Here is a 19,331-nt window from a genome sequence, read left to right on the forward strand (position 1 = left end):
TCGGCGTCGGCCTATTCGGCGTCGACCTATTCGGCGTCGGCGGTGCCGCCGGACGCGTCCGCCTCGCCGGCCTCGTCCGCCTCTATCCGCACGAGGTCGGCCTCGACGTCCTCGACGAACGCGCCCTTCCCGCCGACGGTGACGGTGCCGTCGTCGGTCTCCACGACGAGCGAGTGCTGGACCGGGAACTCGTTGTTCGTCGGCTCGACCATCCCCTGTTTCGCCTCGACGACGCGTCCCACGAGCTCGACGGCCTCGTCGCTCTCCGTCCGTCTCCCGCCGACGGTTACGCGCGGCGTCTCGCCGGCGCGGAGCCGCAGGGTCGCCTGTAACACCGTGTGCCGGAAGTTCTCGTACTCCGCCGGGAGCGGCGCCGGCGGCGCGGTCGCGGCCTCGGTCGCGGCCGGCCAGTAGTTCCCGAGGAAGGAGCCGACGATGACGGGCGCGAGCTGTTCCTGCGAGAAGTGGATCGCCTGCCGGTCGGTGTCGGACCGCCGGAGCAGCTCGGGCGGGGCGACGACGCCGGCCGCCGAGTCCACGGTGAGGAGCGTGGGCATCGCCTCGCTCCACGTCCGAACGACGCTGGCGACGCCCTCGAGGTCGACCGCGTCGCCGCCGACGTCCCCGATCGGCGTCCCCTCGGCGTCGGAGACGACGAGGAGCACGAGCACGCCCCGGTCGACCGCGTCCGCGAGCGACTCCCGGACCTCCGGGAGGTGCTTGGCCGTGACCGACAGCGCGACCTCCGACTCCGCCCCGTCGAGCAGCGACCGGATCCGCTTGATGACCGTGACGCGGGACTTGATCACCTCGAACTGCTCGGCCCGCCGCTCCACCCGCGAGAAGCGCTCCTCCAGTCCGGGTCGGATCGCGTCGACGTCCGAGCGGAGCCGGTTTATCACCTCGTCGGGCGGGTTCGCGCGGATCGTCGTCGGCACGACGTGGTCGTTCACCTCTACGAACCCGCGGTCCGCGAGCGACTCGCTCACGCTGTAGACGTAGCGCTTCGACACGCCGGCGGCGTCCGCGATGGTGCTCGCCTTCGCCTCGCCGTGCTCCAAGAGACTCAGATACGTGTCGATCTCCTTGTCCGAGAGCCCGAATCGGCGGAGGAGATCGTTCAGCGTCCGGTCGTCCATACGCAACAGAGGGCGAGGCGACCACTTATAAGGGTCGGACGACGCGACGGACGCGGATACCGCGACCGGGGAGACGGGACCCTATCTGAGGACGGCCACGGCGTCGACGGCGACCTCGGTCCCGACCGCGCGGTCGGCGAACAGGTCGGTCTCGACTCCCTCCGGCACCGCGACGGTCGCCGGCTCGGTCGCGAAGTTGACGACGACGAAGAGGGCGTCGCCGTCCGCCTCGTCGGCGCCCTCGTTATCGCCGACCGCCGTCCGGGCGTACGCGGTCACCCGCTCCGGGTCGCCGTCGACGACGCGCACGTCCGTCGCGGGGCCGCTGAAGTCGACGGCGCCCTCGCGGAGGAGCGGCTCGCGCTCGCGGAGCGCGGCCAGGTCGCGGTGGAAGTCGGTGAGGTCGTTGTCGCCGTCGTGCCAGCGGACGGGGCCGCGGTACGTCTCGTTGCCGCGCTCCTGCCCGGCGTAGATCATCGGCGCGCCGGGGAGCGTGAAGACGGTCGCGGCGGCGGCCTTCAGGGCGTCTCGGCCGTACTCGGCGAGGTAGCGGTCCTCGTCGTGGTTCTCGACGTAGCGCATCTGCGCGCTCGGATCGTCGAAGCCGAGCCACGCGGCGCGGTCGAACGCGTCGCCGACCGCGCTCGCGGGGGCCTCGCCCGCGCCGACGTCGCGGAGGATCCCGTAGAGGGAGGTGTCGTAGTGGAGGTCGAACTCCCCCTCGCCGTAGAAGGGGTCGTGCGGGAGCGTCTCGTCGAGCAGGAGGACGTCGTCGGGGACGCGGTCGGCGACCTCCTTCCAGAACCCGTGCGGGACCCCCCACGCCACGTCGGCGCGGAAGCCGTCGACGACGGCGGCCCACTCGTCGACTACGTCCAGCAGCCACGCCCGGACGGCCGGACTGTCGAAGTTGAGGTTGGGGATCCGCCGCCAGTTGAAGTAGTACTCCGGCATGTCGCCGGGGGCGAGCTCCGCCCAGTCGGTCCCGGTCACGTCGAAGGCGCCGTCGGCCCGGCGGTAGTGGTCGGCGTACGCGTCGACGCCGGCGGCGTGCATCTGGAACGCGGGGTGGTCGCGGGAGGTGTGGTTGATCACGAGGTCGAAGACCACCCGGATCCCGGCGTCGTGGCAGGTCTCCACGAGCGACTCGAACGCCTCGCGCGAGCCGAGGTCGCTCGCCGTCTCGTAGTAGTCGGTGACGTGGTAGCCGTGCTCGGTCGGCGAGGCGAGCACGGGCGTCAGCCACAGCGCGTCGACGCGCAGGCTCTCCAGATACGGCACCCGGCGCTCGATCTCGCGGAACGTCGTCGGGAGGGTGTCGCCCGCGAACGACCTGACGAACGCCTCGTATATCGTCGGCGCGTCGGCCCACTCCGGGGCGGCGTGAGGGTCGGTGACCGCGACCGGCGCGCCGCCACCGGCGACGCCTTCGGCCGTCGGCCGCTCGTCGACGCCGCCTCCGTCCGCCGTCCGCCTCTCGTCGCCGTTCCCGCGCCCGATGCGCACCGTCTCGGCCGCCCCGTACCGCTCCGCACGCGGGACCGCGTGAACTCGGAGGCCGTCGCCGTCGAGGGCGTCGTCGGGGACCGCTTCGAGCGGGACGGCGAGGGTAGCCCCGTCCGCCAACGACTCGATCCGCGTGACCGTCTCCGGGGCGGCGTCGCGGTCGTCGACGAGGAACTCGACGCCGACGCCGCGGTCCGCGGCGTCGACCTCGCCCCGCCCCCCTTCGCCCCCGCCGGCCGCGGGCGGCGCCTCGACGTCGGCCGTCAGGACGACCACCGATTCGGCGTCGCTACGGTCCTCGACCCGCCCGTCGAGCGAGAGTCGGGGGCGTCCGGGTCCCGGGACCTCGACGACGTCGCCGTGCTCGTTTCCGGGGTCGTCGTTGGCGACGAAGCTGAACCGGTGGCGCCCCGGCGGCACCCGGGTCTCGAGGACCCAGTCGTCGCCGTCGCGCTCGGGCCGGTCGCGGGCGAGGAGGCGCTCGTTGTGCGCCCACATCAGCGAGACGCGGTCGACGGCGTCGTCGTCGACCGGGATGTCCGCGGCCGCGACGCGGAGTTCGGTCTCTCGGCGCTCGTCCGGGAATGCGCGCACGCGCTGGCGGTGCGTCCCGTCGGGCGCGTCGAGCGTCAGGACGTAGGTCCCCGGCGCGTCCGGCCGGAGGCGGAGGACCGGGGCGTCCGATCGGCTCGTCGCCCCGGAGACGAGGACCGGTGGTGTCCCCTCGGGTTCGTCTTCCGGTCGGTCACCCTCTCCGCGTCCGGTTCCCTCCTCGGACCCGCCGCCCTCCTCGGACCCGTCGCCCACCCCGGATTCGTCGCCCTTCCCGGATCCGCCGCCGCTCCCTATCGGTCCCTCGCCGACGGCGCTGTCGGCGGGCGCGTCGCGGACCGTCCACTCGTACGTACCGTCCGGATCCGGGGACCGAGGCGCCAGCTCGACCGATTCGCCGACGCTCGTCGTCCGCGGAGGCCCGGGCTCGTGCATGCCGGTACCCGGGCGCCTCCCGGCTTGAGGGTTTCCGTTTCTCGAACACATGAATAATAATTACACCAAAACTTCATACGCGGAGGGGGCGTTTACCCGCGTAATGCAACTCCGCGACGCGCTCGACGACTACAAGCGCAACACCGGACACGCCACCCGGTTTCCCGGCGAACGGCGGACCGTCACCGGACGGTTCACCGGCGGCGAGGGGCGGCTGGTCCACGTCGACGAGGACGGGGAGCTCCGCGATTTCGGCTACCCGCTGACGGGACGGACCGGGCTGGTCCGCTCGCGGATCGGTCTCGCGATCGGCGACGAGATCGTCTGGCTCGACGAGACGCCCACCGAACAGCGGTACGTCGGTGACGCGACCCTGATCGAGACCGTCCACGAGGCGGACGCCGCCACCGTGACCCGCCGCGACGTCACGATCGGGGACGCGCACCTCACGCGCGCGACGGTCGACGTCGGCGAGGACGGGCACGCGAACGTCGACCCCGACGCCCTCTCGCTCGTCGTCTACGCCCGGTTCGCTCCCGACGGCCGCGACGACCGCGTCGGCCAGCTCCGGTACGACGACGCGGTCGAGGTGTACCACGCCGACGAGCACGACTTCCTCGCGAGCGACACGGGGTTCCGCGACCTCCGCGGCCAGCTCCCGGCGACGTTCCCGGAGCTCCTCGAAGACGCGCCGACCGACCTCCCCCGCGACCGCGACGGCGACCGCTACGAGGAGGAGCGGCTCTCCGGCGAGGTGATCGCCGAGGCCCCCTTCGAGGGCGGCGTCGCCGCCGTCGCGTCGCTCCTGACCGACCGCGCGGAGACGCCGCGGGAGGCGGCCCGCGCCCGGCTCGACGAGCTGTTCGCCGACCTCGACTCGGCTGACGCCCTCGCCGCGGCCGCGGACGAGACGACGCCCTCCGTCCCCGCGTCGGCGCCGGCCCGCGAGTCGCTCGTCGCCGACCTCCGCGTGCTCTCGCTGCTCTCTGCCGACTCCGGGCTCCGGATCGCCGGTCCCGACTTCGACCCGTTCTACGCGACCTCCGGGGGCTACGGCTACACGTGGTTCCGCGACGACGCGGAGATCTCGACGTTCCTGCTCGGCGCCGACGACCGGCTCGGGCTCGGGCTCGACGACTGGCACGCCCGCTCGGCCGCGATGTACGTCGCCACCCAGCGCCCGGACGGCTCGTGGCCCCACCGCGTCTGGCCGCGGAACGGCTCCCTCGCGCCCGGGTGGGCGAACGCCCGGATCGAGGACGGCCCCGACGTCGACTACCAGGCCGACCAGACCGGCAGCGTGATCGCGTACCTCGCGCAGGCGCGAGAGAGCGGTGTGGCCGTCCCCGACCTCGACGCGACCCTCGTCGCCGCGCTCGCCGGCCTCGACGAGACGCTCGAGGACGACGGTCGACCCGTCGTCTGTCAGAACGCGTGGGAGGACAGCGCCGGGCGGTTCGCCCACACCGCGGCGACGTTCCTGGAGGCGTACAGCGAGTTGGCGCTCCACGGCGACGGGCTCGACGCCGACGCGCTCGGCGCCGACTCGGACGCCGCCGGTACCCCCGACGGCGACGCGGGGGCGTCCGGTGGCGACCTCGACCCCGCCGCCCTCCCCGACGACCTCGCCGGCCACGCCAGGGGGCAGGCGATTCGCGTGTACGAGGCGCTCGACGACCTCTGGGTCCCCGAGCGCGGCTGTTACGCGCTCCGCGAGACGCCCGAGGGGGCGATCGACGACCGGCTCGACTCCTCGACGCTGTCGCTGGCGAGCGCGCACCGATCGTTCGACGGGCTCGGGGGGGCCGACGGGAGCGACGGGGCGGCCGGCGCCGTCGACGAGGAGCGGCTCGACCGGCTCGTCTCGCACGTTGAGACCGTCGTCGACGGGCTCGCGCACGAGAGCGACGAGATCGCCGGACTGATCCGGTACGAGGGCGACGCGTGGCGGCAGGCCGGCCAGCTCTCGGAGAAGGTGTGGACCGTCTCGACGGCGTGGGGCGCGAACGCCTGCGCGGAGCTCGCGGCCCTGCTCGAAGCGCACGAGGACCCGCGGGCCGACCGGATGGCCGAGCGCGCCCGCGATCTCCTCGCGCGCGTCTCGCCCGGCGGCTCGCTGTGCGAGTCGACCAGCTACCTCCCCGAGCAGTTCTTCGACGACGGGACGCCGGACAGCGCGACCCCGCTCGGCTGGCCGCACGCCATCCGACTGGCGACCGTCGCGCTGCTCGACGACCGCGACCTGCTGACGACCGACGCCGTCGCGGCCGACGACTGACCGGGGCGGTCGACGGCGCGAACCGATCGGGGGCGGTCGGCGGTGCAAGCCAGGAGCGCCGGCGAGACGACCCGGCCCGAACCGCGTCAGGGCCTCACGTCGCGTCCGCGAGCGCGGCACCGCCGATCTGCTGGACGACGTAGTAGACGATTATCGAGACGGTGACCAGCGGGTCGGCGAACGGCAGCGCGATTCCGAGGTTCTGCAGGTTCGCGGTGAAAAACGGGGAGATCGACCGGTCTCGCCCGATGCCGAACGCGCGTCGACAGCACGCCGTGAGCGCCGCGCCGACGCCGACGAGGAGGCCGGCGCCGGTCCGGATCCTCTACCGCCACTCGTCGCGCGGCACGCAGTCCGCCTCTCGGACCGTGATCCACCTGGTCGTCCGCTCGTCGGGATCGCGGTCCCGTTCGAAGAACGTCACCTCCCCGTCTCCAGAGCCGTCGTCGGTCCGTCGGCAGACGAGCTCCGGGCGCTCGGCACGGACACGCGTCGATGACGTGGACATACGTCACGATTCGCTGGGCATCGCATAATAACTGTTGATTTCGATCACAACTATTGGAAATCACGACAGTTGTGAATGGTAATTATTCTGTTCCGAGTAAGAACGACGGCCGTTCGGCTACAACCGGACGGGAACGCCGCGCTCGTCGAGGTACTCCTTCGTCTCCTCGATGGAGTAGTCGCCGAAGTGGAAGATGGAGGCCGCGAGCCCCGCGTCGGCGTTCGCCTCGGTGAACACCTCGTACATGTCCTCTGGACCGCCGCAGCCGGAGGAGGCGATGACCGGGGTGGAGACGGCGTCGCAGACGGCCGTCATCAGCGGGATGTCGTAGCCGTCCTTCGTCCCGTCCATGTCGATGGAGTTGACGAACAGCTCGCCGGCGCCGCGCTCCTCGGCCTCTTTCGCCCACGAGACGGCGTCGACCCCGGTGCCCTCGCGGCCGCCCTTCTTCGTGCACTCGAACCACACCGTCTCGCCGTCGTCGTCCTCGTAGAAGTGCTCGCCGGCGTCGTCGCGTCGGCGGCGCGCGTCGACCGAGATGACGATACACTGACTGCCGAATGCCGCGGCGCCCTCCTCGATGAGCTCGGGGCGTTCGAGCGCGCCGGTCGTGATCGACACCTTGTCCGCGCCCGCGCGCAGCGTCTCCTTGATGTCCGCCTTCGTGCGGATCCCGCCGCCGACCGTGAGCGGGATGAAACACTCGTCGGCGACCGCGTTCACCACGTCGAGCATCGTCTCGCGGCCCTCCGCGCTCGCGGTGATGTCGAGGAAGACGAACTCGTCGGCGCCGGCGGCGTTGTACTTCTTCGCCAACTCGACCGGATCGCCGGTGTACTCCAAGTTCTCGAAGTTGACGCCCGTGTACACCGCCGCGTCCCCGTCGTCGTCGAGGTCGACGTCGATACAGGGGATGATCCGCTTCGTGAGTCCCATTCGTTACCGGCCGTAGACGACGGCGGAGGTTAAAAGGCGCGGGGACGGCGCGGATCGGCCGTCTGCCGTCCGCCGTCCGCCGCCCCTCCACCCGCCCGTCACTCCTCTCGCTCTCGCCGGTCGTACTTCGCCACGGCGCGGTCGGCGCGCTCCGAGATGCCGTTCGGGTTTCGGGCCGGGCTCCGGTCGCGGCCCCGGGCGACGAGCCCGTCCGAACCCCCGCTGGCGAGGCCGACGAGCACGTCGCGTCCGTTCGCGGCCCACCGGGAGGGCGTCGACTCGCCGCGGACCACGTCGGCGGCCGCGTCGACCGCGTCCGTCGCGGCGTGCGACCCGACCCGCGCCATCACCGTCGGCCGGACGCCGTAGTTTTTCAGGAGCCGGTACGCGAGCGCCCGGTACTTCCATCCCCACTCGTGGGCGCTGCGACCCCCGTCGGCCGCGGTCGGACTCGGCAGCTCCTTGGTCACGCCGAGCGCCTCGCGCCACGCGATCTCGTGGCCCATCCGGGCCAGCCGGTGGGCCGCGTCGCGCGCGCCGCCGGTCCGGAGGTACTCGTCGAAGCCGTCGATGTCCCGGAGCGTCTCCCGCCGGAAGGCGACGTTCCCGCCCGCGAAGTAGGTCACGTCGCGGCCCGCGATCGTCCGGCGCTCGGGCCCCACGGGGGGTTCGTCCGCGGCGTCGTCCCCGCTTCCGTCGCCGGCCTCCTCGTCGGCGCTAACCCGCTCTCCGTCGGCGCTAACCTGCTCTCCGTTGCCGCCGGCCTCTGGCCGTCGGGACGGCTCCGCCGGCGTCACCGGTCCCGTCACCGCGGCGGCGTCGGCGAGGCCGGCTCGGACGGCGCCGGGCCACTCCTCACCGATCCGGTTGTCGAAGTCGACCAGCGCCACCGCGTCGCCGGTCGCGACCTCGATCCCCGCGTTGCGCGCGACGTTGACGGTTCGGTCCGAGATCTCCACGAGCACGTCGACGTCGTCGCGGTCGCGCACCATCCCGGTCGTCCCGTCCGCGGAGGGGCCGTTGGCGACGATCACCTCCGCCTCGGGAGCGTGCGTCGCCAGCGCGTCGAGGCAGGCGCCCAGCCGGTCCCGCCCGTTGAGCGTCGGTACGACGACCGAGAGGTCCATACGGTCAGGTATCGGGACGAGGGATTAAAAAGAACTCCGTGCGAAGTCGACGGTCGACTCGCTCCGCCCGTCGCGCGGCGGCCTCAGACAGTCAGGTAGTAGACCTGCTTGCGCGCGTCCTTGAAGCTGTAGCGGGAGTCGACGAGCCCCTCCTCCTCCAAGCGGTTGAGCGCGTAGCGGACGGTCCGGTCGGGCAGAAGCGACTCCTCGGCAAGCCCGCCCTGCGAGAGCGGCGAGTCGCCCTCCAGTACCTTCGCGACGAGCTTGGCGCTAGGGGGTAGTTCGCGCAGGCGATCGCGGTACTCGCTCTCGGACAGGCGGTCTTGGTCGGCGGTCTCCGCTGGACTGGTACTCATGTTATATCTGAATCCTTTGCCTATTGGTAAAGGTTAGCTACATATTGGGGAATCCGATTGGGATAATATAATGTGTTAATATCACGTCTCAGGCGAGCGATTATCCTGATCGATCGGGATATTTTCCCCGCTTCCCGCCGTACGCGTCTCCGTGATTCCCGAGTCTCACGTCGACATCTTCGAGCGCGAGTCGTACGCCCACCTCGCGACGGTGACTCCCGACGGATTCCCGCACGTCACGCCGGTGTGGGTCGACCACGAGGACCGCGAGTACGTCCTCGTGAACACGGCCCGCGGGCGGCGGAAGGAGCGGAACGTCAGGCGAAACCCGAAGGTCGGAGTCAGCGTGCTCGATCCGGACGACCCGTACCGCTACGTCTCGGTCCGCGGCGAGGCGGAGCTGACCGAGGAGGGAGCGAAAGAACACATCGACGAGCTCGCCCGGCGGTACTTCGACGTCGACGAGTACCCCCACCACGGTGAGGAGTCGGGGCCGCGGGTGATACTCAAGATCTCGGCCGACGCCGTCTCGACGAGCGGATAGCGGCCGATCGGAGCCGGCGAGCGCCGACCCCGCCGCGACCGGCGGATGCCGACGCCGTCCCCGACCGCATCCAGTACGGTTTTGTCGGTCGGGCGTGCAGTACTGACAACGTGAAGGGACAGGACTGGTACCAGGCCGACGAGGTCGCGGAGGAGTACGAGGACGTCCGGTTCTCTGGCGGCGGGGAGCTCATCGACCGACGCGAGAAGGAGGCCGTCCTCTCGGCGCTCGGGCCGATCGAGGATGGGCACCGCGTGCTGGAGGTCGCCTGCGGCACCGGTCGGTTCACGACGATGATCGCCGACCGGGGCGCCGACATCGTCGGGATAGACATCTCCCGGGAGATGCTCGAACAGGGCCGCGCGAAGGCGGTCGAGGGGGGACTGTCGGACACCGTGGAGTTCGTTCGCGGCGACGCCTCGCGGCTCCCGTTTCCGGACGACCACTTCGACACGGTGGTCGCGATGCGCTTCTTCCACCTGATGGACGATCCGGTTCCGTTCGCCCGCGAGCTACGCCGCGTCAGCGCCGATCAGGTGTTCTTCGACACGTTCAACCGTCGTAGCCTCCGGACGCTGTACACCTGGCTGCTCCCGATGGGCTCCCGGCTCTACTCCGAGCGACAGGTCGTCGATATGCTCCGCGCGGCGGGCCTCACGCTCGCCGGCGAGGAGCACGACTTCGTGCTGCCGTACGGCTTCTACCGCGAGCTTCCCGGCCCCGTCGCGAGGCCCTTCCGGGTCCTCGACGAGCTCGTCGGCAACACGATCCCGGGCGACTACGTGGCGTCCGTCTCCTACTGGGACGCCCGCGTCTCGGCTGACGGGGACGACTGAGTCGCCTCTCGGCACCGCCTCGCTTGAACGAGTCGCCCGTGCCCGCGGGCGCGAAACCGGACTGCGCGGCTCAGTACGTGTGGATGACTTCGCCGCACCGCAGGCACTCGATCGTGTCGCTCCGGAACAGCCGCTCCTTCTTCTCCGTCGGCCCGTTACACTCCGGACAGACGCCGAGGTTCCGCCCGTCCGCGACGCGGGCGGACAGATCGAGGAACCGATCCTCCAGCGTCTCGATCTGTTCGGACTGCGCTTCGACCACGGACTCGAGCTCCTCGATCGTCTCTTCCCGTTCCTCCAGCGCGGACGAGAGCTCCTCCACGCGGTCCTCGTACGTGTCGAGCGCCTCCACGTCGATGGCCGTCGTCTCCGCCTCCGTCTCGCGCTCCGTCGTTTCATCGGTCTCGTCCGTCGTTTCGGTCTCCGTCTCGGCCTCGTCGTTCGCCATACGGGTAGTACGGTCGCCAGACTGGTTTCATTTTGGGTCACTAGTAAGGTCCGTCCCCCCGGCGCCGGCGGACAACCCGCCGAGACCGCCGACGCTCGCGGCGCCGAATCCGGGAAACCCCGCCTGATCGGTGTTTCTTTCCAATTCAAAATAGTGATATATATTCTCGCTCAGACCCGGCCGGAGCGCGTACCTTACTATGCTGTGTCGAAGTTGATTGTTTTATGGGTGATACGTGTAGTTGCGTATGGATCCGACAGTACTTCAAGCAGGGTTCGACCTCCTCGGCGATGGTCGGCCCGAAACGCTGTGGCTGGGTATCGGGACGATATTCATGCTCCTCGGGACGTTCTACTTCATCGCGAAAGGCTGGGGAGTCACGAACAAAGAGGCGCGTGAGTACTACGCGATCACGATCCTCGTGCCGGGGATCGCGTCGGCGGCGTACCTGTCGATGTTCTTCGGTATCGGGTTGACCGAGGTCGAAGTCGTCGGCCGGGGGACGCTCGACATCTACTACGCGCGGTACGCTGACTGGCTGTTCACCACGCCGCTGCTGTTGCTCGACCTCGCGCTCCTCGCGAAGGTCGACCGCGTGACGATCGGGACGCTCATCGGCGTCGACGCGCTGATGATCGTCACCGGCCTCGTCGGTGCGCTCTCACAGACGATGCTTGCGCGGTACTCGTTCTGGCTCATCAGCACGATCGCGATGATCTTCGTGCTGTACTACCTCGCCACGAGCCTCCGCAGCGCGGCGAAGGCGCGCTCGGCTGAGGTGGAGAGCACGTTCAACACGTTGACCGTGTTGACGTTGGTCCTTTGGACCGCGTACCCGATCCTGTGGCTCGTCGGAACCGAAGGGGCCGGCATCGTGGGTCTCGGCGTCGAGACGCTCGGCTTCATGATCCTCGACGTGAGCGCGAAGGTCGGCTTCGGGCTCATCCTCCTGCGCAGTCGCGCCATCATGGGCGACACCGAAGCGCCGGAGCCGTCGGCCGGAGAGCCGTCTGCCGCCGATTAAGGCCGTATCGACCGGTAACTACCCGACTCGCTGTGAGTCTTTTTATCAATAATGTCAGACGACATCGATGAATCGGTTGCCGTATTGAACGTTCGATCAGTCGTCGGTATCGTCGTCTGCTTCGTCGTCGCCGCCGGCGCGTTGTTCGCGTTGCCGACGCTCCAGAACCAGGGGTTGGAGTTCTCCACGGCGTTCTGGCTGATCTCCGCGGTGGAGTTAGTCACGGCACTCGGGATCGCCTACTTCGTCCTCAACTTACACGAGGAACGGGCGTAACTCACCGCTGGAACGCGCCGTCCCGATCGGGAGCGTCCCCCACCGACGGCGTCGTTTCGGCCAACGCACGTTCGAAGTGATCCGCGTCGACGGTGAGATCCCCGTTTCTCCCGTCGTCGGTGATCGTGTCCTCGATGGCGAGCATCGCGGCCTCGCGGACCAGCGCGGCGAGGTCGCCGCCGCTGTACCCCGCCGTCCGCTCCGCCAGCGCGTCGAAGTCGACCGTCTCGGCCGTCGGGGTGTCACGGGCGTGGATCCGGAGGATCTCCCGCCGCGCCGGCTCGTCGGGAAGCGGCGTCTCGACGGTCTTCTCGATCCGGCCGGGGCGCAACAGCGCCTCGTCTATCATGTCCGGCCGGTTCGTCGCCGCGACGACGACGACGTCCGTCAGCGGTTCCAGCCCGTCCAGTTCGGTCAACAGCTGGGACACCACGCGCTCGCCGGCGCCGGTGTCGTCGCTCCGTCGCTTCGGGGAGATCGCGTCGACCTCGTCGAAGAAGACGACCGCCGGCGCGTTCTCCCGAGCCGTGGCGAACAGGTCCCTGACGGCCTGCTCGCTGGCCCCGACGTATCGGTCCAACAGCTCCGGCCCGTTCACCGAGATGAAGTTCGCGTCGCTGAGGCTGGCCGCGGCCCGCGCGAGGAGCGTCTTCCCGGTCCCCGGCGGGCCGTACAACAACACGCCCGACGGCGGCTCGATACCGGCTCGCTCGAAGCGGTCGGCGTACTCGAGCGGCCAGTAGACCGCCCGCACGATCTCGCGTTTGGCCGCCTCGAGCCCACCGACGTCGTCCCACGCGACCGAGGGAAACTCGACCGCGACATCCCGAAGCCCGCTGGGCTCGACCACGTCCATCGCGTGGTCGACGTCGGACTGGCGGACCGCGGTTCGGCCGTCCCGGCGGATCGCCCGCTCCAGCGCCACGTCGACCAGCACCGTCACGTCGGCGAGGACGAACCCGTTGATCCGGGTCGCCGTCTCCGCGAAGTCGACGTCCATCGCGAGCGGCACGTCCCGCGCGACGCTCTCTAAGGCCTCCCGTCGGTCCGCGACGCTCAGCGGCGCGACCTCGACCTCGCGGTCGAACCGCCCGCCGCGTCGCAGCGCCTCCGGGACGCGCTCGGCGTCCGTGGTCACCCCGATCGCGACCGTCCCGTCCGCGGCCCGCAGTTCGTCGAGCGTCTCGCGGAGGCGATCGCCGAGCGTCGCGGCGGCGCCGTCGTCGCCGAGGACCTCGAGGTCGTCTAAGAGCACCACCGCTCGGTCGGCGTCGCTCGCGGCCTCGACGACGCGGTCGAGGCGACGCTCGCGGTCGCCCGCGCCCTCGCCGCGGAGCCGCGCGGCAGAGGCCCTGACGAGGGTCGCGTCGACCGCGGCCGCGACCGCCTCGACGAGCGTCGTCTTCCCGGCGCCCCGCGGCCCGCGGAGGAGGAGCCCGAGCGTCGTCGGCCGGCCGGCCGCCGCGAACGACTCCCGCCCGTCGAGTCGGGTCGCGGCGGCCTCGCGGAGCTCCCGGAACGTCTCGGCGGGCACGACGCTGTCGGTCGCGGACACCGAGGGCTCGCTGACGACCGCCGCCGTCCCCTCGCCCGTCTCGACCTCGATCTCGGTCTCCTCGCTCGCGATCCCGGGCGAGGACGGCGCCACGTCTTCGACGACGAACGTCAGGTTCAGCGCGCCGCCCAGCAGCGTCGCCTCCACCTCGTCGCCGACCGAGACGGCCGTCCCGTCGAGGCGCCGCCGGAGGGCGGCCCCCGCGCGGGTGAGGTCCATCCGCTCGTCGAGGCGGAGAGTGACCGCGGACGCCGCGACGGCGTCGACCGGCTCGACCGTCACCGTGTCGCCGACCTCGGCGCCCGCGTTCCGGCGGATCGACCCGGGGAGACAGGCCCCGCCGGGGTCGCCGTCGACGCGCGCCGCGACGGCGACCGTCGTCCGACCGCCCCGAACGCTCACGGGGTCGCCGGGCTCGACGCCCAGCTCAGTCAACACGGTGGCAGAGAAGCCGGCGCGGCGGTCCCCGACAGACTCGGGGGCGTCCGCGACCGGCAGTCGAACGCTCATGTGCGGCATGGTCGTCGAGGGGTCCGCTCGTCGTCGGCGCTCGTCGACTCCATGTTTCGAGGTAAACGCGGGTCGCACATAGAAGCCACGACGGTTCAGGATAGAAGCCACGACGGTCCGGACCCCGTCCCGGCTCGAATTATGCCCGCTCGGTCCGGGTTCGGTCCGGGTTCGATTCGCGCTCGGTTCGCGCTCGGTTCGCGTCGCCGCTACGCGGCCTCCTCGACGACCTCGCCGACAGCGAAGTTGGACTTGACCTCCGTGATCTCGATCTTCACGCGCTCGCCGACCTCCGTGTCGGGAACGATGATCACGTAGCCGCGCTCGACCCGGGCGATGCCGTCGCCCTGCTTGCCGAGGTCCTCGATCTCGACGTACCGCATCTCGCCCGGTTCGACCGGGGGTTGAGGCCCGTCGTCGGCACGGGACGCGGAGACGTCGGCGCCGCCGTCGGTCTCGTCGCCCGTCTCGGCCTCCGAGCGGGAAATAAGCGCGACCCGATACGTCTCGCCCGGTTCCAGCGACCCGGTCTCGATCTCGCGGCGCGGGACGTCGACGACGTACTGGCCGTCCGCCTCGCGCACGTCGGCGCTGAACAGACAGAGGAGCTTCTCTGAGATCTCCATAGTAGACTCCACCCGTACGTGGCGACGGACCAGTATAGTTGTACCGCCGATCCGGTAGACGCGGCGCCGACGCTCGCGGAGCGTCCCCATGGACTGGGATCAGCCGTCGAGGAGCGCCTCGACCAGCGCCGCCTCCGCCTTCCGGAGGTGCGCCCCCGCCGTCGACGAGGAGCAGCCGACCGCCTCGGCGACGTCGGCCACCGATCCCGTTCGCGGCACGTCGTAGTACCCGACGCGGCGCGCGGCGCGGAGGGCCTCCCGCTGGCGCTCCGTGAGTTCGACGCCGGCCAGCCGCCGACCGCCGCCGTACGATCCGATCCGGTCGATATCGACGTCGATCGGGTCCGGAACGGTCGCGAGCACGTCCCGGAGCTGATCGGGCGGGCCGATCACCCCGAACGACATGCGTCCCTCCGAGCGGTACACCACGGGCGGCACGGAGACGAAATCGGTGTCGGCGAACGCCCCGAGGAACGCCTCCAGCGGCCCGCCGAGTCGCTCGTACGCCTTGAGATAGAACGCGTCGTCGCCCGGGGCCGTCTCGAACCGGTCGATGGCGTCGATCGACCGCAGCCGGTCAAGGTACGGCTCGCGGGGAGCGACGACGCGGAACAGCGTGACGAAGGTCTCGTCCGGGAGCCGCCGCCACGTGAGCATCTCGGTCCGCCAGCCGTCGCCCTCGTCGAGGAACCCGTGCATCGGATGCCGGACCGACGGCGGGAACGTGATATCCACGTGCACGTATCGCATGGGAATCGTCCCGACGACCGACCGCCTATCAGTTAAAAATACCCGGACGCGTCCGTGCGAACTCTCAGCGGTTCGCGGCGCCGATCGATCCGTATGAGCGAGACGACCGACGGAGACGGAGTCACTGCTCCGCGCGACGCGCCGCGACCGCCGGACCCCGGCGGGATTCCGCTGTTCGGAAACGTCCACGAACTCGCGAGCGACGCGCTCGGGTTCTACGAACGGCGGTCGTCCGAGCACGGCGGGATCGTCCGCTACGACGTGTTCGGCACGGAGAGTTACCTCGTGACCGACCCCGACGCGATCGCGGCGATCCTCGTCGAGGAGCACGACCGGTTCGAGAAGGGCGAGATGCCCCGCGAGCGGCTCGGCGGGCTCCTCGGCGACGGGCTGTTCCTCGCCGAGGGAGACGCGTGGCGCGAGCAGCGAACGGCGATGCGGTCGGCGTTCTTCCGCGAGCGGGTGGCCGCGTACGGCGACGCGATGGTCGAGCACGCCCGCCGAACGGCGGCCTCGTGGGACGACGGCGACGTCGTCGACGTCCACGCCGCCGCGACCGACTACGCGTTCGCCGTCCTCGCCGAGAGCCTGCTCGGAAGCGACGTCGAGCGCGAGCGCGACACCGTCCGGGCGGCCGCCGAGAGCGTCACGGAGCGGTTCGACACGGGCCGGATCGCCTCCTTCCTCCCGGAGTGGATCCCGACCCCGACGAACCGGCGGTACCGGCGGCGAATCCGTGCGCTCCGGGCGACGATCCGCGACCTCGTCGCCGAACGCCGCGCCGCCGGCCCGCCCGCGAACCCGGGCGCCGCGGACGACCTCCTCGGCACGCTGGTCGCGGCCGCCGAGCTCGGGGCCATCGACGACGACCAGCTCGTCGACAACGCGGTGACGTTCCTGTTCGCGGGCCACGAGACGAGCGCGCTCGGCCTGACGTACACGCTCTACTGCCTCGCCCGCCGGCCCGAGTTCCAAGCCCGGGTCCGCGCGGAGGTCTCGGCGCTCGACGCCGACCCGACGCCCGCGGACGTCCGGGAGTGTCCGGCGCTGACGGCGGCGGTGGACGAGGCGCTCCGGCTGTACCCGCCCGTCCACTCCTTCTTCCGCGAGCCGACCGAGCCGGTGACCCTCGGCGGCTACCGCGTTCCGGCCGGCGTCGTGCTGACGCTCTCGCCGTGGGCGGTTCACCGCGACGAGCGGTGGTGGGACGACCCAGAGACGTACCGGCCCGAGCGGTGGCTCCGGCAGACCGACGGCGACGAGGCCACCGGTGACGAGGCCGCCGGCGGCGGGAGTGACGGCGACGAGGGCGACGCCTCAGGGACCGCTCGCGGTGACGACGGCGCCGGCCCGGCGGTCGGCGACCGCCCCGAATACGCGTACTTCCCGTTCGGCGGCGGCCCGCGCCACTGTATCGGGATGCGGTTCGCGAGACAGGAGCTCCGACTCGCGACCGCGACGCTGCTCCGCCGGCTGCGGCTCGAACCCGTGACGACGGAGCTGTCGCTGCGGGCGAGCGCAAACACGCGGCCGACGCATCCGGTCCGACTGCGCGTCAGCGCGCTCGACGGACCGGGCGCATCGGCCGGGCGCGGCGACGGACAGCGGGATGTCCGTCGCGGGACTCGGACCGGACCCCGCCGGTCGCGGCTACCGACTGACCCTTGACACCACTCACCAGACAGATATATGTCACTGAAAAATAATTCATCCGCCATGGACCCGTCCTCCAACGCGTTTCGTCGTCGTATCGCCGTCGCTCTCGCCGTCGTCGCGCTCCTCTTCCCGCTCGCGACGGGGCTCGCGACGGCCCAGTCGGTGCAGGGAGCCTCCGGAACGATCGTCGTCGACGAGGGGGAGACGGTCGACGGGATCGACGGCGTCGCCGGGACGATCGTGGTCCGCGGCACCGTCGACGGCGACCTCTCGGGAGCGGCCGGTTCGATCCGCGTCGCGGAGACCGGCCGCGTCGACGGGAACGTCCAGGCCGCCGCCGGGACGATCGTGGTCGACGGGACTGTCGGCGGGAACGTCGAGACTGGCGCCGGCTCGTTCGAGCTGACCGACACCGGTCGGATCGGCGGATCGCTCGACGTCGGTGCGGGCTCGATAACGGTCGACGGCGCGGTCGACGGCGACGTTCGCGCGGCCGCCGACTCGGTCGTGCTCGGCCCGAACGCGGACGTCGGCGGCGAGTTCCGGTACGACGCCGAGACGTTCACCGAGAGCCCGGACGCGACGGTCGCCGGCGGCGTCGTCGAGGACACGAGTCTCCGCGGCGACACCGGGGTCGCGTTCGGCTCCGACCTCGCGCCGTCGTGGGTCGGGTCCGCCTACGGCGTCGCCGTCAACCTCGCGCTGGGCGCCGTGCTCCTGCTCGCGTTCCCCCGCTTCTCGCGTGGCGTCGCCGACCGCGTCGGCGGCGACTCGCTCCGCAGCGGCGGCGTCGGCCTGGTCGCGCTGATCGGGACGCCGATCCTCCTCGTCCTCGTGGCGGTCACGGTCGTCGGGATCCCGCTGGCGCTCGTCGGGATCGCGGCGTACGTCGTCGCGATCTGGATCGGCTCCGTGTACGGTCGGTACGCCCTCGGGTCGTGGGTCCTCAACCGACTCGGCCGACCGAACCGGTGGGTCGCCCTCCTCCTCGGCGTCCTCGGGATCGCCGCGATCGGCCTCGTTCCGTGGGTCGGCGGCCTCGTCGACCTCCTCGTGCTGCTGCTCGGACTCGGCGCGCTCGCGCTCGGACTGCGCGACCGGTACCGCGGCGCCCGCGGAGTCGCATCGGACCGCGGTTCCGTCGGTGCGGACTGACCGCGGTCCCGTCGGCGCGGACTGACCGCGGTCCCGTCGGCGCGGACTGACCGCGGCGCTCGGGATCGAGGTCCCGGCTCGACGCTACGGCGTCGCGAACCGCGACCCTGCCCCGTCGCGCTCGCTTCCGGCAACCGCCGTCGCGGCACCAAGACCTTTCTCGCACCCTTCCGAACCGGACTGCATGCCCGACATCGAGTTCCGACGCGGCGCCGTCTCGCCCCCGATCGTGACCCCGTTCGACGCCGACGGCGACGTCGACGCCGACGCGCTCGCGGGCCACGTCGAGGCCCTCGTCGACGCCGGGCTCGACGGGATGGTCCCCTGCGGGACCACCGGCGAGTTCGCCAGCCTCACCGACGCGGAGCGCCGGACGGTCGTCGAGACGACGGTCGAGGCGGCCGACGGTCGGGTCCCCGTGATCGCGGGCGCGGCGGACACGACCGTCTCGGGCGCCCTCGACCGGCTCCGGGCGGCCGACGCGGCCGGCGCGGACGCGGGGCTGGTCACGCTCCCGTACTACCACAACTCGACGGCGCCGGCGGGACAGCGGGCGTTCCTCGACGCGGTCGCCGACGAGACGCCCCTGCCGCTGTTCCTCTACGACATCCCGTCGACGGTCGGCGAGCCGATCGACCCCGACGTCCTCGCCGCCGTGGCCGAGCGCGAGTCGGTCGTCGGGCTGAAGGACACGAGCGGGGATATCTCGGCGATCGACGTCGCCGTCGCCCGAACCCCCGAGGAGTTCACCGTGTTTCAGGGCGTCGACGCCCTGCTGTACCCGAGCGCGTCGCTCGGCGTCGACGGCGGGATCCACGCCCTCTCGCAGGTGATTCCGGAGGCCTTCATCGCGCTCGGCGAGGCCCTTCGCGAGGGCGACGACGACCGCGCGCTGACGCTTCACCGCCGGGCGATCGCGCCGCTGTTCGACCGGTGCGGGGACCACGGGTTCGCGCCCGTCGCGAAGGTCGCGGCCGCGCACCGCGGGTTCATCCCGGACCCCCGCGTGCGCCCGCCGCTCACGCTCCCGGGCGAACCGGCGCGCGAGGCGATCGCCGCCGACGTCGACGCGGCGCTCGACGTCGTCTGAGGCTCCGCCCGCGACGGCGAGGGC

18 protein-coding genes are annotated in these 19,331 nt (G+C 71.3%); 8 read left to right on the forward strand and 10 right to left on the reverse strand.

Features of this window, described 5'->3' with window-relative positions; genetic code table 11:
• Nucleotides 1-26 precede the first annotated feature (26 nt).
• Entirely contained in the window at nt 27-1,139 is a 1,113-nt protein-coding gene (locus DJ81_RS05835; protein WP_094526572.1) for a TrmB family transcriptional regulator sugar-binding domain-containing protein, read from the reverse strand.
• A gap of 81 nt (nt 1,140-1,220) precedes the next feature.
• Entirely contained in the window at nt 1,221-3,632 is a 2,412-nt protein-coding gene (locus tag DJ81_RS05840; RefSeq protein ID WP_094588934.1) for an alpha-amylase family glycosyl hydrolase, read from the reverse strand.
• A gap of 103 nt (nt 3,633-3,735) precedes the next feature.
• Between DJ81_RS05840 and DJ81_RS05845 the strand changes: the two genes are divergently transcribed.
• Nucleotides 3,736-5,910 (forward strand): glucan 1,4-alpha-glucosidase, encoded by a 2,175-nt coding sequence (locus tag DJ81_RS05845; protein WP_094588936.1) that lies wholly within the window; start codon nt 3,736-3,738, stop codon nt 5,908-5,910.
• 325 nt (nt 5,911-6,235) lie between these two features.
• Here DJ81_RS05845 and DJ81_RS05850 read toward each other — a convergent pair whose 3' ends face one another.
• The 4 genes from DJ81_RS05850 to DJ81_RS05865 all read right to left on the reverse strand — a co-directional run bounded on the left by DJ81_RS05850 (nt 6,236) and on the right by DJ81_RS05865 (nt 8,837).
• Nucleotides 6,236-6,418 carry a hypothetical protein gene (locus tag DJ81_RS05850; protein ID WP_094523745.1) on the reverse strand — a complete coding sequence of 61 codons (183 nt, stop codon included), beginning with the start codon at nt 6,416-6,418 and terminating at the stop codon, nt 6,236-6,238.
• A gap of 117 nt (nt 6,419-6,535) precedes the next feature.
• Nucleotides 6,536-7,354 (reverse strand): imidazole glycerol phosphate synthase subunit HisF, encoded by an 819-nt coding sequence (gene hisF / locus DJ81_RS05855; protein ID WP_094588938.1) that lies wholly within the window; start codon nt 7,352-7,354, stop codon nt 6,536-6,538.
• Between the two features lie 98 nt (nt 7,355-7,452).
• Complete coding sequence (locus DJ81_RS05860; RefSeq protein ID WP_094526576.1) at nt 7,453-8,481, reverse strand: glycosyltransferase family 2 protein; 1,029 nt, start codon at nt 8,479-8,481, stop codon at nt 7,453-7,455.
• 83 nt (nt 8,482-8,564) lie between these two features.
• Entirely contained in the window at nt 8,565-8,837 is a 273-nt protein-coding gene (locus DJ81_RS05865; protein WP_092921017.1) for a helix-turn-helix domain-containing protein, read from the reverse strand.
• Between the two features lie 151 nt (nt 8,838-8,988).
• Between DJ81_RS05865 and DJ81_RS05870 the strand changes: the two genes are divergently transcribed.
• Together DJ81_RS05870 and DJ81_RS05875 are read left to right on the forward strand one after the other, a co-directional pair.
• A complete protein-coding gene (locus DJ81_RS05870) occupies nt 8,989-9,381 on the forward strand; it encodes a pyridoxamine 5'-phosphate oxidase family protein (protein WP_094526577.1) in 393 nt (130 codons plus the stop codon).
• Between the two features lie 110 nt (nt 9,382-9,491).
• Entirely contained in the window at nt 9,492-10,217 is a 726-nt protein-coding gene (locus DJ81_RS05875; protein ID WP_094526578.1) for a class I SAM-dependent methyltransferase, read from the forward strand.
• A 70-nt stretch (nt 10,218-10,287) separates the two neighbouring features.
• Here DJ81_RS05875 and DJ81_RS05880 read toward each other — a convergent pair whose 3' ends face one another.
• Nucleotides 10,288-10,665, reverse strand: coding sequence for a hypothetical protein (locus tag DJ81_RS05880; RefSeq protein WP_094526579.1), 378 nt, complete (start codon nt 10,663-10,665; stop codon nt 10,288-10,290).
• 247 nt (nt 10,666-10,912) lie between these two features.
• Between DJ81_RS05880 and DJ81_RS05885 the strand changes: the two genes are divergently transcribed.
• Both DJ81_RS05885 and DJ81_RS05890 read left to right on the forward strand, forming a co-directional pair.
• Complete coding sequence (locus DJ81_RS05885; protein WP_094526580.1) at nt 10,913-11,689, forward strand: bacteriorhodopsin; 777 nt, start codon at nt 10,913-10,915, stop codon at nt 11,687-11,689.
• A gap of 51 nt (nt 11,690-11,740) precedes the next feature.
• Nucleotides 11,741-11,965, forward strand: a complete 225-nt coding sequence (locus DJ81_RS05890) for a hypothetical protein (RefSeq protein WP_094526581.1) — start codon at nt 11,741-11,743, stop codon at nt 11,963-11,965.
• 1 nt (nt 11,966) lies between these two features.
• Here DJ81_RS05890 and DJ81_RS05895 read toward each other — a convergent pair whose 3' ends face one another.
• The 3 genes from DJ81_RS05895 to DJ81_RS05905 form a co-directional block, all read right to left on the reverse strand.
• The gene (locus DJ81_RS05895; protein WP_094588956.1) at nt 11,967-14,030 is read right to left on the reverse strand and encodes an AAA family ATPase; all 2,064 of its coding nucleotides are present in this window, start codon (nt 14,028-14,030) and stop codon (nt 11,967-11,969) included.
• Nucleotides 14,031-14,239: 209 nt separating this feature from the next.
• Complete coding sequence (locus DJ81_RS05900) at nt 14,240-14,656, reverse strand: TRAM domain-containing protein (protein ID WP_094526583.1); 417 nt, start codon at nt 14,654-14,656, stop codon at nt 14,240-14,242.
• Between the two features lie 99 nt (nt 14,657-14,755).
• On the reverse strand, nt 14,756-15,406 hold the full coding sequence (locus DJ81_RS05905; protein WP_094526584.1) for a helix-turn-helix domain-containing protein: 651 nt from the start codon (nt 15,404-15,406) through the stop codon (nt 14,756-14,758).
• 93 nt (nt 15,407-15,499) lie between these two features.
• Here DJ81_RS05905 and DJ81_RS05910 point away from each other — a divergent pair, with 93 nt between their 5' ends.
• The 3 genes from DJ81_RS05910 (at nt 15,500) to DJ81_RS05920 (ending at nt 19,307) form a co-directional block, all read left to right on the forward strand.
• Nucleotides 15,500-17,074: a cytochrome P450 gene (locus DJ81_RS05910; protein WP_094526585.1), complete on the forward strand. Its 1,575-nt coding sequence runs from the start codon at nt 15,500-15,502 to the stop codon at nt 17,072-17,074.
• Between the two features lie 48 nt (nt 17,075-17,122).
• Complete coding sequence (locus DJ81_RS05915) at nt 17,123-18,217, forward strand: polymer-forming cytoskeletal protein (protein WP_094526586.1); 1,095 nt, start codon at nt 17,123-17,125, stop codon at nt 18,215-18,217.
• 184 nt (nt 18,218-18,401) lie between these two features.
• On the forward strand, nt 18,402-19,307 hold the full coding sequence (locus DJ81_RS05920) for a dihydrodipicolinate synthase family protein (protein WP_094588940.1): 906 nt from the start codon (nt 18,402-18,404) through the stop codon (nt 19,305-19,307).
• The last annotated feature ends 24 nt before the right edge of the window (nt 19,308-19,331 follow it).

It is taken from the genome of Halorubrum sp. Hd13, assembly GCF_002252755.1.
Taxonomy (GTDB): domain Archaea; phylum Halobacteriota; class Halobacteria; order Halobacteriales; family Haloferacaceae; genus Halorubrum.

What these genes read in the sequence shown, in the direction of transcription:
- DJ81_RS05920 (WP_094588940.1), top strand. Translation starts at nt 18,402, where the DNA reads ATGCCCGACATCGAGTTCCGACGCGGCGCCGTCTCGCCCCCGATCGTG.
- DJ81_RS05840 (WP_094588934.1), bottom strand. Translation starts at nt 3,632, where the DNA reads ATGCACGAGCCCGGGCCTCCGCGGACGACGAGCGTCGGCGAATCGGTC.
- DJ81_RS05915 (WP_094526586.1), top strand. Translation starts at nt 17,123, where the DNA reads ATGGACCCGTCCTCCAACGCGTTTCGTCGTCGTATCGCCGTCGCTCTC.
- DJ81_RS05860 (WP_094526576.1), bottom strand. Translation starts at nt 8,481, where the DNA reads ATGGACCTCTCGGTCGTCGTACCGACGCTCAACGGGCGGGACCGGCTG.
- DJ81_RS05850 (WP_094523745.1), bottom strand. Translation starts at nt 6,418, where the DNA reads ATGTCCACGTCATCGACGCGTGTCCGTGCCGAGCGCCCGGAGCTCGTC.
- DJ81_RS05865 (WP_092921017.1), bottom strand. Translation starts at nt 8,837, where the DNA reads ATGAGTACCAGTCCAGCGGAGACCGCCGACCAAGACCGCCTGTCCGAG.
- DJ81_RS05905 (WP_094526584.1), bottom strand. Translation starts at nt 15,406, where the DNA reads ATGCGATACGTGCACGTGGATATCACGTTCCCGCCGTCGGTCCGGCAT.
- DJ81_RS05895 (WP_094588956.1), bottom strand. Translation starts at nt 14,030, where the DNA reads ATGAGCGTTCGACTGCCGGTCGCGGACGCCCCCGAGTCTGTCGGGGAC.
- DJ81_RS05845 (WP_094588936.1), top strand. Translation starts at nt 3,736, where the DNA reads ATGCAACTCCGCGACGCGCTCGACGACTACAAGCGCAACACCGGACAC.
- hisF (WP_094588938.1), bottom strand. Translation starts at nt 7,354, where the DNA reads ATGGGACTCACGAAGCGGATCATCCCCTGTATCGACGTCGACCTCGAC.
- DJ81_RS05885 (WP_094526580.1), top strand. Translation starts at nt 10,913, where the DNA reads ATGGATCCGACAGTACTTCAAGCAGGGTTCGACCTCCTCGGCGATGGT.
- DJ81_RS05890 (WP_094526581.1), top strand. Translation starts at nt 11,741, where the DNA reads ATGTCAGACGACATCGATGAATCGGTTGCCGTATTGAACGTTCGATCA.
- DJ81_RS05835 (WP_094526572.1), bottom strand. Translation starts at nt 1,139, where the DNA reads ATGGACGACCGGACGCTGAACGATCTCCTCCGCCGATTCGGGCTCTCG.
- DJ81_RS05880 (WP_094526579.1), bottom strand. Translation starts at nt 10,665, where the DNA reads ATGGCGAACGACGAGGCCGAGACGGAGACCGAAACGACGGACGAGACC.
- DJ81_RS05900 (WP_094526583.1), bottom strand. Translation starts at nt 14,656, where the DNA reads ATGGAGATCTCAGAGAAGCTCCTCTGTCTGTTCAGCGCCGACGTGCGC.
- DJ81_RS05910 (WP_094526585.1), top strand. Translation starts at nt 15,500, where the DNA reads ATGAGCGAGACGACCGACGGAGACGGAGTCACTGCTCCGCGCGACGCG.